The 13,401-nt window shown below is 63.7% G+C and carries 16 protein-coding genes and 1 pseudogene; 8 read left to right on the top strand and 9 right to left on the bottom strand.

The features are described from left to right. Positions 1-27: 27 nt before the first annotated feature. Positions 28-960, bottom strand: a complete 933-nt coding sequence (locus tag HNE04_RS03140; RefSeq protein ID WP_172216632.1) for a pseudouridine-5'-phosphate glycosidase — start codon at positions 958-960, stop codon at positions 28-30. Positions 961-1,085: 125 nt separating this feature from the next. Between HNE04_RS03140 and HNE04_RS03135 the strand changes: the two genes are divergently transcribed. Continuing rightward, positions 1,086-1,424: a hypothetical protein gene (locus HNE04_RS03135; protein ID WP_172216631.1), complete on the top strand. Its 339-nt coding sequence runs from the start codon at positions 1,086-1,088 to the stop codon at positions 1,422-1,424. 183 nt (positions 1,425-1,607) lie between these two features. Here HNE04_RS03135 and HNE04_RS03130 read toward each other — a convergent pair whose 3' ends face one another. Beyond that, positions 1,608-2,519 (bottom strand): LysR family transcriptional regulator, encoded by a 912-nt coding sequence (locus HNE04_RS03130; protein ID WP_172216629.1) that lies wholly within the window; start codon positions 2,517-2,519, stop codon positions 1,608-1,610. A 117-nt stretch (positions 2,520-2,636) separates the two neighbouring features. Between HNE04_RS03130 and HNE04_RS03125 the strand changes: the two genes are divergently transcribed. Genes HNE04_RS03125 through HNE04_RS03100 form a run of 6 tightly spaced genes read left to right on the top strand, consistent with a single transcriptional unit; the run spans position 2,637 to position 7,877 of the window. Continuing rightward, a complete protein-coding gene (locus tag HNE04_RS03125; protein WP_172216627.1) occupies positions 2,637-3,656 on the top strand; it encodes a cyclase family protein in 1,020 nt (339 codons plus the stop codon). Between the two features lie 26 nt (positions 3,657-3,682). Then, positions 3,683-4,657: a Bug family tripartite tricarboxylate transporter substrate binding protein gene (locus tag HNE04_RS03120; protein WP_172216625.1), complete on the top strand. Its 975-nt coding sequence runs from the start codon at positions 3,683-3,685 to the stop codon at positions 4,655-4,657. Between the two features lie 17 nt (positions 4,658-4,674). Next, positions 4,675-5,721, top strand: a complete 1,047-nt coding sequence (locus HNE04_RS03115; RefSeq protein ID WP_172216623.1) for an alpha/beta hydrolase family protein — start codon at positions 4,675-4,677, stop codon at positions 5,719-5,721. A 12-nt stretch (positions 5,722-5,733) separates the two neighbouring features. Beyond that, positions 5,734-6,045: an NIPSNAP family protein gene (locus HNE04_RS03110; protein ID WP_172216621.1), complete on the top strand. Its 312-nt coding sequence runs from the start codon at positions 5,734-5,736 to the stop codon at positions 6,043-6,045. Positions 6,046-6,070: 25 nt separating this feature from the next. Beyond that, positions 6,071-6,799 (top strand): RraA family protein, encoded by a 729-nt coding sequence (locus HNE04_RS03105; RefSeq protein ID WP_172216619.1) that lies wholly within the window; start codon positions 6,071-6,073, stop codon positions 6,797-6,799. Positions 6,800-6,827: 28 nt separating this feature from the next. Then, the gene (locus HNE04_RS03100; RefSeq protein WP_172216617.1) at positions 6,828-7,877 is read left to right on the top strand and encodes a D-2-hydroxyacid dehydrogenase family protein; all 1,050 of its coding nucleotides are present in this window, start codon (positions 6,828-6,830) and stop codon (positions 7,875-7,877) included. Positions 7,878-7,926: 49 nt separating this feature from the next. On the opposite strand, the gene HNE04_RS27935 is transcribed toward HNE04_RS03100, so the two are convergent. After that, positions 7,927-8,058, bottom strand: a complete 132-nt coding sequence (locus HNE04_RS27935; RefSeq protein ID WP_235964720.1) for a hypothetical protein — start codon at positions 8,056-8,058, stop codon at positions 7,927-7,929. Between the two features lie 86 nt (positions 8,059-8,144). Between HNE04_RS27935 and HNE04_RS27930 the strand changes: the two are divergent. Next, a pseudogene (locus HNE04_RS27930) lies at positions 8,145-8,252 on the top strand (MBL fold metallo-hydrolase); the annotation flags it as partial. 21 nt (positions 8,253-8,273) lie between these two features. On the opposite strand, the gene dmpG reads toward HNE04_RS27930, so the two are convergent. From dmpG to HNE04_RS03065, 6 genes are read right to left on the bottom strand one after another with little or no spacing between them, the layout of a single operon-like run. After that, a complete protein-coding gene (gene dmpG / locus HNE04_RS03090; RefSeq protein WP_172216615.1) occupies positions 8,274-9,290 on the bottom strand; it encodes a 4-hydroxy-2-oxovalerate aldolase in 1,017 nt (338 codons plus the stop codon). After that, on the bottom strand, positions 9,287-10,246 hold the full coding sequence (locus HNE04_RS03085) for an acetaldehyde dehydrogenase (acetylating) (protein ID WP_172216613.1): 960 nt from the start codon (positions 10,244-10,246) through the stop codon (positions 9,287-9,289). The genes dmpG and HNE04_RS03085 overlap by 4 nt, the downstream gene beginning before the upstream one ends. 3 nt (positions 10,247-10,249) lie before the next feature. Then, positions 10,250-11,023: a 2-keto-4-pentenoate hydratase gene (locus tag HNE04_RS03080; protein ID WP_172216611.1), complete on the bottom strand. Its 774-nt coding sequence runs from the start codon at positions 11,021-11,023 to the stop codon at positions 10,250-10,252. Then, positions 11,023-11,835, bottom strand: coding sequence for a 2-keto-4-pentenoate hydratase (gene mhpD, locus HNE04_RS03075; protein WP_172216609.1), 813 nt, complete (start codon positions 11,833-11,835; stop codon positions 11,023-11,025). The genes HNE04_RS03080 and mhpD overlap by 1 nt, the downstream gene beginning before the upstream one ends. Before the next feature lie 4 nt (positions 11,836-11,839). Then, positions 11,840-12,364, bottom strand: a complete 525-nt coding sequence (locus HNE04_RS03070) for a GlcG/HbpS family heme-binding protein (protein ID WP_172216607.1) — start codon at positions 12,362-12,364, stop codon at positions 11,840-11,842. A 27-nt stretch (positions 12,365-12,391) separates the two neighbouring features. Continuing rightward, positions 12,392-13,366 carry a Bug family tripartite tricarboxylate transporter substrate binding protein gene (locus HNE04_RS03065; RefSeq protein WP_172216605.1) on the bottom strand — a complete coding sequence of 325 codons (975 nt, stop codon included), beginning with the start codon at positions 13,364-13,366 and terminating at the stop codon, positions 12,392-12,394. Positions 13,367-13,401 lie beyond the last annotated feature (35 nt).

Below are 13,401 nucleotides of genomic sequence, written 5' to 3'. Positions count from 1 at the left end.
AACGCAGGGGGATTCGGCCTTACTCGCTCAATGGACCGCCGCCTGTGCCAACGCCAGCGCCAGCCTGGCCCCCACCTCGGCGTTGTGTTTCACCAGCGCGATGTTGGTCGCCAGGCTGCGTCCGCCCGTCAGCGCCTTGATGCGACCCAGCAAAAAGGGTGTCACGGCCTTGCCGGTGATTCCTTGCTCCTTGGCCTCGGAGAGCGCCTGCTCCGTCAGCGCGTCGATCTCCCCACGCGCCATCGCCGCCGCTTCCGGCACCGGCGTGCTCAGGACCACGCCGCCCGCGAGGCCCAGGTCCCACTTGGTGCGGATGAAGATTGCCTGCTGCGCCGCGTCGTCCAGCCTGAAGTCCGCGCGAAAGCCGCTGTCGCGCGTGTAGAACGCGGCGAAGTTGTCCTGCTCGCAACTGAGCACCGGCACGCCGTGCGTTTCCAGGTACTCCAGCGTGAGCCCGATGTCCAGGATCGACTTTGCGCCCGCGCACACCACCGCCACCGAGGTTTTCGCCAGTTCCTGCAGGTCGGCCGAGATGTCGAAGGTCTCCTGCGCGCCGCGGTGTACGCCGCCAATGCCGCCGGTGACGAAGACCTCGATGCCCGCCAGCGCCGCACATATCATCGTGCCGGCCACGGTGGTGGCGCCGAGTTCGCCGCTTGCCAACACGGCCGGGAGGTCGCGGCGGCTGACTTTGTGCGCCTGGCCGGAGCGGCCTAGCAGCTCCAGCTCGTCATCCGAAAGGCCGATGCGGATTCGCCCGGCCATCAGCGCGATGGTGGCGGGCTCGGCTCCCAGGCCGCGGATCACGGCCTCCACTTCGCGCGCAGTGCGAACGTTCTCGGGATAGGGCATGCCGTGGGCGATGATGGTTGATTCCAGCGCGACGACCGGGCGGCCGGCGGCCTGTGCGGCGGCCACAGGCGCGCTGCGGATCAACCAGGAGTGGGCAAGGTTGGTCATGGCTATGCTTTCTGTGTAGCTAGTCTAAGGCCGTAGGTAGTTGTCCTACACGCGAGTAGGCACGAGTCGGCTTGGTCTTTGCGGCGGGGTGCGTACGCTTGAATTTTCTGATGAAGGAGTACCTCATGCAGCCAAGTGAAGTGAAGCAACGGATCGATCGAGTCGAGCAATGTGCAGACGAGGCAGAGCGGGCAGTTCAGTCAGGCTCGGTGCCGAGCGAGGTGCGCCAGTCCGTGGACGCAATGCATCAGCAGGCGCGCCAGGCGCAGCAGGCGTGCAGTTCGCAGCAGCAGCAAGCCGACCAAGGCCGCTTGCGCGATGTCGTCATGCAACTCGAGCAGGCGGGCGATCGCGCCATGCAGGCGTGCCGCAAAGCGGGCAACGTCGACCCGAAAGTGCAGCAGGCGGTGCAGCGGGCTCACGACGAGGCCTCGAGTCTCAAGAAGGAACTCCAGATGGGCTGAGCCCGTGATCATGATCAAGGCATTCAGTGTCGCCTTGCTTCTGGCGGTGGCGGGGTGCTCAGGCATTTCCCCCCGCCAGTCCACCGTATCGCCGTGTTCCGCCGGCGAGGCATCGTACGCATGCCAGATCGAGCGCTACAACAACGTTAGCGGAGATTGAGGGGCGGGTTGCTCCGCCGCAACCTATTTGCCGGAGTCGAGGGCGCCCCGCGTGCTGTTCGTCAGCAGGTGCTCGGCGACTGCCTGCGCCGCCGGTGACAGCGAAACGCCGGCGCGGTGCACCATGAGGACCTCTCGTTCTATCGCGGGCTTTTCCAGGCGCTTCCAGCCAACGCTCCTTTCATCCGCCAGTGCCGTGGCGTGCGCCGGAACAATAGCCACACCCAGGCCGGCTTTCACCCATCCGATCAGTGTGCCGCTGTAGGTCGCTTCGAAGGCCGGCTCCAGCGGCAACCCGGCAGAGGCCAACCCGGCCTGCGTCAGCTCTCTGAAGACGCTGCCACTGCGCAGGGTCAGGATGGAACACCCATGGAGATCCTTCCAGGCCAGCCGGGCGGCGCGGCTAAACGCATGGCGCTTGGGGTAAACGGCCACCAGCGGCTCCTTGAAGAGCAGAGCGCTGGACAGATCCGCCTCCGTCTTGCGGAAAGTGCCGATGCCCAGATCCGCCACGCCGGAACGCACGTTCGGCAGAACCTGGTCCGTCAACGAGTCCAGCACCAGAACGTCAACACCGGGGTGCAGGCGCCCGAAGGCCGCCAGGACGGGAGGCAGGAAGGTGCTCGACAGGATCAGGGGTGCGGCCACGACCACGCGGCCCCGCTGCTTCGCGATGAGTTTGTCCACATTGCCGACCGCATGCTCGATATCGGCCAGGATGCGCTGCGCGCTCGCGAAGAACTCCTGCCCCACCGCGGTAACGGCGATGCTGCGCGTAGTGCGGTCGATGAGGCGTGAGCCCAGTGCCTCCTCCAGGTCCCGCACCAGGATACTCACCGCCGATTGGGTCAGGTGCATTGCCCGGCCCGCGCCGGTAAAGCTGCCTTTCTGGACCACCAAGACAAAAGCGCGCAATTGTCGAACTGTCAGATTCATGAATAGTTCAAATGTGTTTATTGAAAAGATTCGTTTGTATTATGAATGAGGGAGTCCTGTAATACGCCTGCCGCTTCGCACTACGGAGCGACCGAACAAACCAAGAAGGAGACTCCGATGAAATTGACAGCAAGAACGATGATCGTCATTGGCTCAATGGGTTTCGCAGCGATCAGCGGGGCGGTGCTCACCGCTTGCGGATCGGCTGAGGGTTCCCAGGCAAATGTGCTCTCTAGTGACGTCAAGGCCAAACCGCTCTACCTTGACCTGACCCACGAGATTCCGACCTTCGCGCCTCTGGCCAGTGACCCCGCCAAGCCAGACCTGACCAAGCCCCATGCACACAGCCAGCCCGTGCCCAGCTTCTTCAGGCAGGTTGCATTGCAGCCCAGTGAAAATCACTTTGATGACGGGCATTTTTATCGATCCTATATGACGATTGCGGAGCACCATGGAACACACATTGATGCCCCAGCCCATTACGTCAATGTCCCCGGAACGGTCGAGGCCGATGCTTCTTTACCTCGCAGGTTTCAAAATCAGTTGACCCTTGCAGACCTGACCGGACCAATTGTCTTTGTCGACATCAGCCAACGCGTGCAGGCCCAACTGGACAGGAACGGCGGCACCCCCAGCCCGCAAAAGAGCGTGATGGACTTCTCGGAAGCCTCGCCCAACAACGTCACAGCCAATGACATCAATGCGGTGGCCGACAAGCTCCAGAACGGCAGCTGGATTGTTGTCAACACCGGCTGGTCGCGCTTCTACAAAGGAGGTGATCTTTCAACATCGCCCTACATCAATGGCTGGAATTTCCCTGGTGTAAGCAAGGCGGCAGTGGATGCGTTGATTGATCTGGAAAAAAAGAAAGGCATCCGCATCAATGGAATCGCGATCGACAACATTGGCATCGACTCTGGCGAGGGCCAGGCCGGCGCTGACGCAAGCTTTACCGGGCATATCTATGCATCGCACGTGCGCGGCTTGCAGCGGGACTGGAAGTTCATAGAAAACGCCACCAACCTGGGTTCGATCGCTTCGGCCAAGCCCGACAGCTGCACCCTCGTCGCAGGCGCGCTCCCCCTCGTCATTGGAAGTGGTAGCCCAGCCCGCGTCATAGCCATCTGCGAGAAATAATCGCCGCACAAGACACGGAGTACCCCATGAGGCCCCTTGAATTGCTCGCGGCAGTCGCCGCAACCGTCCTGACATGTGCGCCCCTCGCGGCCATGGCCCAGTCCTGGCCCACCAAGCCAATCACCTACGTCGTGCCATTCACGCCGGGCGGAACCACCGATGTCGTCGGCCGCACCATCAGTCATAGTCTGGCCAATGCCCTTGGCCAGCCGGTGGTCGTGGACAACAAACCGGGCGCGGCGGGCGCCCTTGCTGCTCGCCTGGTGGCGAATGCGAATCCGGACGGGTACACGCTCTTGGGCGGCACCATCAGCACGCATGCGATCAATGCGGGGCTCTACAAGAATCTTGGTTACGACCCGATCAAGGACTTCGAGCCCGTCTCGCTGGTCGGCTTCATTCCCAACGCGCTGTACGTCAACGCGCAATTGCCTGTGCGATCGGTTCAGGAGTTGATTGCGCTGCTCAAGAAGGACCCGGCCATGCGCACTTTCGCATCGCCCGGCGCCGGGTCGTCCACCCATCTGGCCGGAGAAATGTTTGCCGACCTGATCGGGGTGCCGTTGACCCACGTGCCCTATAAGGGGCAACCGCAGGCGCTGCAAGACGTCGCGGCCGGACAGGTGGCGTTCCTGTTCGACCAGCTAACCGCTGGGATGGGGCTGGTGAAGGCGGGCAAGCTCAGGTTGCTTGCCGTGACTACGTCCAAACGCGTCGCGGCCGCGCCGGATACGCCGACGATGGACGAGGCGGGCGTCAAGGGCTTCGAGATGGTGGCATGGCAGGCCGTGTATGCGCCTAAGGGCACCCCAAAGGCGATCATCGACCGGCTTAACAAGGAAATCGTCGCGAGCGTCAAAACGCCGGAGGTGCGCGAGAAGATGGCGGCGACCGGGATCGAAGTCGTGGGCAGCTCGCCGCAGGAGTTGACGACGTTCATGCAAAAGGAAATTCCACGCTGGGCCGAGTTGATACGCAAATCCGGCGCGCAACCGAATTGAAAGCCGGAGAAAGCCCGATGAATCTCAAAATATGCATGCTGGCCGCGTGGGTGGCCTTGCTCGCCGGCTGTGCCAGCACGGCAGTGCCGACAAAAGGTCCGATCGCGCTCGAGAGCGTGCGTGGCTACCACATTGGCGGCGAACGCAAGACCTTATCCGGCCTGCCGGTCAAAGAGGTGCGCACCAATCCCCAGGCGCCTACTCGCAAGTCCGATCCCAATGGCGACTATCAGGTCGGCCAGCTGTACGTCCAGCACTTTGCCCTGGCATCGCCCAAGGCCAAGGTGCCGCTGCTGCTCTGGCATGGCGGCGGGCTGACCGGTGTGACCTGGGAAACCACTCCCGACGGCCGAGCCGGATGGCATGAGTACTTCATGCGCGCGGGCTACGACACCTTGGTCTCTGACGCCGTGGAGCGAGGCCGCTCCTCATGGGCGCGCTATCCGGAGATCAACCCCGCCGAGCCCGAGCACCGCACCATCGACCAATCGTGGGGCATCTTCCGCTTTGGCCCGGCCGATGGCTACTCGGCCGAGGTCAGCAAGCAAAAGGCCTATCCGGGCATGCAGTTCCCGGTGGCGGCGATCGACCAGTTCACCAAGCAATTTGTCGCCCGCTGGACCAATACCGATGCACAGATCCAGAGCGCCTATGACGCGCTGGTGCAGCGGGTCTGTCCGTGCGTCATCGTCGGGCATAGCCAGGCCGGCCAGTTCGTCTACACGGCGGCGCAGCGCGCGCCCGATAAGGTGAAGGCGGTCGTGCTGATCGAGCCGGCCTCGGCCCTCGATCCGGTCAAGGTCGATCCGGCCCGGGTCAAGCACATACCGCACCTGACGGTATGGGGCGACTATCTCGCGGACAGCGCGCTGTGGATGCGCTACCGGAACACCGCCGAGACGTACACGAATGCCATCAAGACGGCCGGTGGCACTACCGACACGATCGACCTGCCCGCCATGGGAATTCGCGGCAACAGCCACATGGTGATGATGGACCGCAACAGCGACCAGGTGGCCCGCCTGGTTCGTGACTGGCTGGTCAAGCAGGGCATCGAGAAGTGACGAGGCAAGAGCATGGTCATTGAGGAACGCATCTACACCATCCAGCCGGAACGGATGAAGGAGTACCTGGCGCTCTACGAGAGCGAAGGCCTGCCGATCCAGAGCAAGGTGCTGCGGATGCTGGGCTACTTCAAGACAGAGGACGAACTGCTCAACCAGGTCGTCCATCTGTGGGCCTACGACAGCATGGAAGACCGAAGCCGCAGGCGCGCCGAACTGCAGGTGGCGCCTGGGTGGAAGGACTACGTCGCCAAGATAAAACCGTTCTATACCAAGCAGGAAGGCCGAATCATGGCGCCTCTTCCATGGTCCCCGATTCGTTAAAGACACAGTGCAAAGCAAGCAAACCATGACCGAAAAAAAACTGACCGGAAAAATCGCCCCCGAGCGCATTCGCCTGATGCAGGTACCACGCCCGGCGCAGGCCCTGATCGATGGCTTCAAGGCCCTCGGCGGCGACGCCAGCAGTATCGTCTCCGACATCATGGACGAACTGGGCATTGTCGGCGTCCTGCCGGCTTCGCGGTTCGTACCCACCATCGCCGGTGCGTGTGTGGTGGGACCTGCGTTGACCGTGCGCAACATCATGCAGCGCGAGCACGCCTACGAAAGCGCTCGGGCTCATGTCAACAAGATGGCGGAGTTCGAGGCGCACAACCTCGCCTCGCAGGGCGATGTGCTCGTGATCGACGGCGTCAGCGGCATCTCGAACATGGGCGGAATTTCCGCGCAAACCGGGAAGCGCCAGGGTGAAGCCGGCGCGGTCATCAGCGGCGCCATTCGCGACATCTCCCATTCGAGAAGCGTCGGCTATCCCGTCTGGGCTACCGAGATTTCCCCGGTGACGGGCAAGTGGCGCATCGAAACCGTCGAGATCAACGGCGACGTGGAGATCGGTGGCATACGTGTTTCGCCCGGCGACATCGTGCTGGCTGACGACACCGGCGTTTGCTTCATTCCCCGGCAAAGAGCCGAGGACGTGCTGGCGCTGTCCGAGAAAAAAGCCGCAGCGGAAGCGCGCAAGTGCAAGCTCATCGACGAAGGCCTGGCGGTTGCCGACCTGCCGGCCAACGCCTGACCAACAGATAACTGCCAGTGGATTCACCATGAAAATCGCCATCCTTGACGACTATGCGGACGTCGTCCGTCGCCTCGACTGCTTCAAGACCCTGGAGGGTCACGAAGTCACGATCTTCAACGACTATGTGTCCGATGTCGATGTGCTGGCCCAACGCGTTCAGGACGCTGAAGCCCTGGTCTTGTTGCGCGAGCGCACGCCGATCGGCGAGGCGCTGCTCGAGCGCCTGCCCAACCTGAAGCTCATTACGCAGAACGGCCATGTGCCCCATATCGACCTCGAGGCCTGTACGCGACACGGTGTCGTCGTCTGCTCGGAGTTGACCTCCCGGCCGTCCTATGCAGCAGCGGAACTGACCTGGGGACTCATCATCGCGGCCATGCGCCACATCCCTTTCGAGGCCGAGGCGTTGAGACAGGGTCGCTGGCAGTCCAGGATCGGCAGGGGCCTGCGAGGCCGGACCTTGGGCATCCTCGGCTACGGGCGGATCGGCAAGGTCATCGCCAACTACGCGAAGGCCTTCGAGATGAACGTGCTGGTCTGGGAACGGGAGAACGGCTTCGGACAGGCCCGCAAGGACGGGCATGACATCCCGGCGAACCGCGCCGATTTCTTTGCCCGGTCCGATGTTCTTTCGCTGCACTTGCGACTCAACGAAGAGACGCGCGGCAGTGTGACGGCGCAGGATCTTGCGTGCATGAAACCGACCGCGCTGCTCGTCAATACCAGCCGCGCGGAACTGATCTCACCCGGCGTCTTGGCCGCGGCATTGAAGGCCGGTCGCCCCGGGATGGCTGCCGTCGACGTTTTCGAGACTGAGCCCGTGTTGGACGGCAAGGACCCTTTGCTTTCCTTGCCCAATGCGCTGTGTACACCGCACATCGGCTATGTCGAGGTGGACAACCACGAGATCGCATACGGCAATGCGTTCAAGAACATCGTCGCCTTCGACGCGGGAAACGCTGTCAACGTTCACAATCCGGAGGCCGTCAAAGGGATGTCCTTCGAGCTGGCGGCCCGCGCCTTGGTCGGCCGCGAGCTGGCGGTCCCGGCGGTGCGTGTCTCCGGGATGTGCTGAGGGGAGCCTTATTCAGGCGGCTCACTGAGCCCCGGGGCCAGCAAAACCATCAGTTCCCGATGGCTGCGAATACCCAGATGCTGAAAGCACGGTCGCGATAGGTGAGCGCGGTGGTGGAAGAGATCCCCATCTCGCGGGCGGCCTCCTTGGTCGTCAATCCGGCCAGGACATGAGCAATCATCTGCCGTTCACGACGGATAGCTGCGTCATCAGTCGGCCTCCAGAGGCCTGTCGGGGACCGGACGTGCCGCAATCTGGATGTGACGCAACAGCAGTGCCCTCATCGGCGCAATGAAGCAGGCCTACCCGGAGGCGGGCCCGGGCATCGCGTTGGAGATTGGCGCCAAGGTGAACAAGGGCGAGATGAAGTGGTGAACCGCTCCTGGGGGCGGATGATCAGGCGGGGTGTGGAAGCTTCAACAGGTCCAGGGCCACGTCCACGATCATGTCTTCCTGGCCTCCGACCATTTTGCGCTTGCCCAGTTCAACCAGGATGTCCACGGTCTTGAGCTCGTATTTCCGGGCGGCGGCCTCCGCGTGGCGCAGGAAACTGGAGTACACGCCCGCGTAGCCGAGCGCCAGGGTTTCACGATCCACGCGCACAGGCCGGTCTTGCAGCGGCCGGACCAGGTCGTCGGCGGCATCCATCAGCCGGTACAGATCGGTGCCGTGGTTCCAGCCCATGCGCTCGGCCGCCGCTACGAAGACTTCCAGCGGGGCATTGCCCGCACCGGCACCCATGCCGGCCAGGCTGGCATCGATCCGGTCACAACCTTCTTCCACCGCCACGATGGAGTTCGCCACGCCCAGGCTCAAGTTGTGGTGTGCGTGCATGCCGGTTTGCGTTTCCGGGCGCAGGACGTCCTTGAACGCGCGGAAACGGTCGCGCACGTCGGTCATGCTCAACGCGCCGCCGGAGTCGACCACGTACACGCATGAGGCGCCGTAGCCCTCCATCAGCCGGGCCTGCTCGGCCAGCTTCGCCGGCGTGGTCATGTGGCTCATCATGAGAAAGCCGACCGGGTCCATGCCGAGTTGCCGGGCGTACTCAAGGTGCTGCCTCGAAACGTCGGCCTCCGTGCAATGGGTCGCAACCCGCACCACCCGCGCACCGGCGTCGTAGGCCGCGCGCAGATCGTGCGTCGTGCCTACGCCGGGCAGCAGCAGTGTCGCGACCTTGGCGTTTTTCACCGTTTCGGCCACCGCGGCGATCCACTCCACGTCCGTGTGCGCACCGAAACCATAGTTGAAGCTCGACCCTTCGAGGCCGTCCCCATGGGCCACTTCGATGCTGTCCACGCCGGCGGCGTCGAGCGCGCCCGAGATCGCCTTGACGTGGGCGATGCTGTACTGGTGCCGGATGGCATGGCTGCCGTCGCGCAGCGTGACGTCGGAGATGTAGAGCTTGTTCATGCCAGCTCCTGGAGGCCGCGCGCAATGCCGGCGGCGATCCGGCGGCGAGCCATCATGTCGCCGCAGGCCAATGCTGCGGAGGTCATGATGTCCAGGTTGCCTGCATAGGAAGGAAGGTAGTGGGCGGCGCCTTCGACTTCCAGGAACACCGAGGTCTTGAGTCCATGGCGTGGGCCCAGTTTCGGCACGTTGAACGGGGCATTTGCGGGGATGACGTCGAACTGCACGCGCTGCTTCAGGCGGTAGCCCGGCACGTACGACTGTACCTTGGCCACCATGCGAGCGATGCTGGCCTCGACCTCCGCCTGATCGGCCAGCTCCGACAGCACAAAGACGGTGTCGCGCATGATCAGAGGGGGCTCGGCCGGGTTCAGCACGATGATGGCCTTGCCGCGGTCGGCGCCGCCGAGCTTCTCGATGGCCGCCCGCGTGGTTTCGGTGAATTCGTCGATGTTGGAGCGGGTGCCGGGCCCCGCCGATTTGCTGGAGATCGATGCAACGATTTCCGCGTAGTGCACCTTGGCAACCTGGGATACCGCGGCAACGATGGGGATCGTCGCCTGCCCGCCGCAGGTCACCATGTTCATGTTGGGCGCGTTTTCGGACTCGAGATTGATGGCGGGAATCACATAGGGGCCGATCGCCGCCGGCGTCAAGTCGATGATCTGCACGCCATGGGCGCGCAGCACTTCGTCGTGGTGGCGGTGCGCACCGGCGGAAGTTGCGTCGAAGACGACGTCGATCTTGTCGAAGACGTCCAGCTTCAGCAGGCCCTCGACGCCGTCGGACGTGACGGGGATGCCGAGACGTTCGGCGCGGGCCAAGCCATCGGACGAGGGATCCACCCCGACCATGGCGCCCATCTCCAGATATTTCGCATTGCGCAGTACCTTGATCATCAGGTCCGAGCCGATGTTGCCCGGACCGATGATGGCTGCCTTGACCTTGTCGCTCATGGCCTAGTCCTGTTCATTGACGTGGAAGCCGGCATGGCCGAGACGCTCCATCTCGATGGAGACATAGCTTCCGGGCCTGATCCATTCCGCGGCCGTCGCGCCGCCGGCCATCACCACCGCACCTGCCTGGAGCGGCTCGCCGGCGGCGGCCGCCAGACGCGCCGCCGCCACCAGCGAGCGCAAGGGGTGGCCCAGGATGGCCGCGGTCGAACCGATCTGGACCGCAACGCCATCCACATTCATCGTCAGGCCGAGATTGCTGAAGTCCTCGCGTGGATCGTTCCAGGCGCCGATCACGAACCCGCTCGACGATGCGTTGTCGGCGACCACATCCGTCAGGGAAAACTTGAAGTCACGGTAGCGCGAATCGATGATCTCCAGCGCCGGGGCCACGGCCTCGACACAGGAAAGCGCCTCGGCGGCGGTGACCATTCCGGGAAGTGGCTTCTTGAGGACGAAAGCGATTTCCGGTTCGACGCGCGGATGCACGAAGCGGCCCAGGGCGATCGAACTGCCTTCCTCGATCTGCATGCCCGTGGTCAAGCGGCCCCAGATCACGTCGGAGATTCCCATCTGGACCATCTTGCTGCGGCTGGTAAATCCCATCTTGATGCCGGCATGCTTCTCGCCACGTGCCAGCCTTCGTTCGATCGAAGCTTTCTGGACGGCGTAGGCGTCGTCCAGCGACAGGCGGCCCTCGGCATCGATCTGGGCAACCGCGCGCGCCTGGCGCGCGGCGTCATCGAGAATAGTTGCAAGTTCGGTGATGTGATTCATCAATGTGATTCCTGGACGGGACGGCCGCCAAATGCCGCCTTGACGGCGCCCAGGCCGTAGATGCGGACATCGAAGACGTCACCTGCGCTGACGGGCACCATCGGGCCCAGCGCTCCCGAGAGCACCAGGTCACCGGCCCGCAGCGGGTGGCCCAGCGCAGCCATAGTGCGGGCAAGCCAAGCCACGGCATTCAGCGGATGGCCCATGCAAGCTGCGCCCGCGCCGACCGAAACCGGCTCGCCTCGCCTTGTCATGACCATGCCGCACAGCTGCAGGTCGACCTCCCGTAGGAGCCGCGGCGTGCTGCCCAGCACATACGCTCCGGAGGAGGCGTTATCGGCTACCGTATCGACGAAACGGATGTTCCAGTTGGCGATGCGGCTGCCGACGATCTCCACGGCGGGAAGCACGTATTCGATGGCCTGGAGCACATCCGCATGGCCCGGGTTCGGCATGGCCAGGTCACGGCCGAGCACGAAGGCCACTTCGGCCTCCACCTTCGGCTGGTGCAGGTGGGCCATCGGGACCGGGTCCGAATCGCCGAAGCCCATGTCGTCGAACAGCATGCCGAAATCGGGCTGGTCGACACCGAGCTGCGCCTGCACCGCGCGGGCGGTCAGGCCGATCTTGCAGCCGACGACACGGCGCCCCTGCTTCAACCTGTGTTCGGTGTTGATCCGCTGGATCGCATAGGCGCCGGCGGCATCGAGCCCGGGATAGCTTTCGCGCAGCGGCGGGACAAAGTTGCCGCTGGACGCCGCCTCGCGCAGCGCACGGGCCGCGCAGTCAATATTCGCTGAGTCGATAGTCATGAGTTCACAGGGTCCGGTCGCTCAGGCCCACCTTGGCGTAGATCTCGTTGACGTGCTTCTTGACACTCTCCGGCGTCGTGTCGTTGGCCGGCATATGGGCCCAGCCGACCTTGGCCCTGGCGTAGCGGCCGATCTCTTCGTCCTGGTCACCGGTCGCTCCGCTGATGCCGTAGGCGCCCACCATCTCGTCTCCCTTGAACACCGGCGCGCAGCCACCCGAGGCACAGACCAGGCCGTTGCTGAAGACGGCTGCGTTCACCAGCATCTGTGGATTGCGTTCCTTGAACCATTTCTGGATCACGAGGCCGTCGGTGAAACGGGGGCTCATGGAGCGGAATGCGGCTGCCGTGTACGCCTTGGCTCGGGCCGTATCGGGCGTGATGAAGCCGGCGTCGTCCATCCTTTCGAAAGAGATCAGGTTGCCTTCCGGGCCTACCACGGCAACCGAGAGGGGCACGCCCATTTCCTCGGCCTTCTCGGTGACGGCTTTGATGAACTCGCGGCATTCCGCGGCGGTGAGTTTTGCCATTTCGCTATTCCTTTAGTGATGAAAAATTTATTCGGGCTTGATGCCGGCGGCCTGGATGACCTTGGACCACCGGGCGGCTTCGCTGCGCAGGTGGCGGCTGAATTCTTCCTGGCTGGTCTTGACGACGTCGATGCCCTGCGTCTTGAACACGTTCTCGACCTCGGGCGAATCGAGCGTCGAGTGGGCGGCCGCGCGCAGCTTGGCCGTGACTTCCGGCGGGGTACGGGCCGGCGCAACGAGACCGATCCAGACCGAGGTGTCGAAACCCTTGAGGCCAAGCTCATCCAGCGTGGGCAACTCGGGGGCAACGGCCGTGCGCTTTGGGCTGGTGACAGCCAACGCCTTCAGCTTGCCGGCACGAACGTGCTGGAGCACCGACGATGCCGGTGCGAACATGAGCTGCACCTGACCGGCCAGCAGGTCGGTCACCGCCGGCGTGCTGCCGCGATACGGGACATGGACCATCTTCACGCCGGCCATCATGGAGAACAGTTCACCCGAAAGATGCGGTGATGTGCCGATGCCGGAAGAGGCGAACGAGAGGTCCCCCGGCTTGGCCTTGGCCATCCGGATGACGTCTGCCACCGTGGCGACGTCTAGCGAGGGATGCGCCACCAGGACATTCGGCACGTTGCCGATCATGGTGACCGGCATGAAATCCTTGACCGGGTCGACGGCCGTTGAATTGGGAAATCCGGCGTTGATGGTGTTCGCGATGGTCGCAACGAAGACGGTGTAGCCGTCGGGCGGCGATGAAACAAGGGCCCTGGCGGCTATGTTGCTCCCCGCGCCGGCGCGGTTCTCGACGATAAATGGCTGGCGCAGGCGCTTGGCCATGCCTTCGGTCACGACGCGGGTGGCCACGTCGGCGGCGGTACCTGGCGGAAACCCGACCAGCACCTTGACGGGGCCGGATGGATACGCAGTTTGCGCGCCGGCGATTCCCGGCAGCGCGGTGCCGGCAACGAGGGATAGGAACGCAATGAGTTGCCGTCGATTCATGTCTCTCTTCCTGTTGTATTGGCTTGGGTAGTGGC

The organism is Caenimonas soli (genome assembly GCF_013155545.1).
GTDB classification, from domain to species: Bacteria; Pseudomonadota; Gammaproteobacteria; order Burkholderiales; family Burkholderiaceae_C; genus Ramlibacter; species Ramlibacter soli.
Note: the sequence above shows the minus strand (reverse complement) of the source record. Positions and strands in the feature narration are given on the sequence as shown.

Coding starts and splice junctions, on each gene's coding strand:
- HNE04_RS03140 (WP_172216632.1), bottom strand. CDS start 960: ATGACCAACCTTGCCCACTCCTGGTTGATCCGCAGCGCGCCTGTGGCC.
- HNE04_RS03135 (WP_172216631.1), top strand. CDS start 1,086: ATGCAGCCAAGTGAAGTGAAGCAACGGATCGATCGAGTCGAGCAATGT.
- HNE04_RS03130 (WP_172216629.1), bottom strand. CDS start 2,519: ATGAATCTGACAGTTCGACAATTGCGCGCTTTTGTCTTGGTGGTCCAG.
- HNE04_RS03125 (WP_172216627.1), top strand. CDS start 2,637: ATGAAATTGACAGCAAGAACGATGATCGTCATTGGCTCAATGGGTTTC.
- HNE04_RS03120 (WP_172216625.1), top strand. CDS start 3,683: ATGAGGCCCCTTGAATTGCTCGCGGCAGTCGCCGCAACCGTCCTGACA.
- HNE04_RS03115 (WP_172216623.1), top strand. CDS start 4,675: ATGAATCTCAAAATATGCATGCTGGCCGCGTGGGTGGCCTTGCTCGCC.
- HNE04_RS03110 (WP_172216621.1), top strand. CDS start 5,734: ATGGTCATTGAGGAACGCATCTACACCATCCAGCCGGAACGGATGAAG.
- HNE04_RS03105 (WP_172216619.1), top strand. CDS start 6,071: ATGACCGAAAAAAAACTGACCGGAAAAATCGCCCCCGAGCGCATTCGC.
- HNE04_RS03100 (WP_172216617.1), top strand. CDS start 6,828: ATGAAAATCGCCATCCTTGACGACTATGCGGACGTCGTCCGTCGCCTC.
- HNE04_RS27935 (WP_235964720.1), bottom strand. CDS start 8,058: ATGATTGCTCATGTCCTGGCCGGATTGACGACCAAGGAGGCCGCCCGC.
- dmpG (WP_172216615.1), bottom strand. CDS start 9,290: ATGAACAAGCTCTACATCTCCGACGTCACGCTGCGCGACGGCAGCCAT.
- HNE04_RS03085 (WP_172216613.1), bottom strand. CDS start 10,246: ATGAGCGACAAGGTCAAGGCAGCCATCATCGGTCCGGGCAACATCGGC.
- HNE04_RS03080 (WP_172216611.1), bottom strand. CDS start 11,023: ATGAATCACATCACCGAACTTGCAACTATTCTCGATGACGCCGCGCGC.
- mhpD (WP_172216609.1), bottom strand. CDS start 11,835: ATGACTATCGACTCAGCGAATATTGACTGCGCGGCCCGTGCGCTGCGC.
- HNE04_RS03070 (WP_172216607.1), bottom strand. CDS start 12,364: ATGGCAAAACTCACCGCCGCGGAATGCCGCGAGTTCATCAAAGCCGTC.
- HNE04_RS03065 (WP_172216605.1), bottom strand. CDS start 13,366: ATGAATCGACGGCAACTCATTGCGTTCCTATCCCTCGTTGCCGGCACC.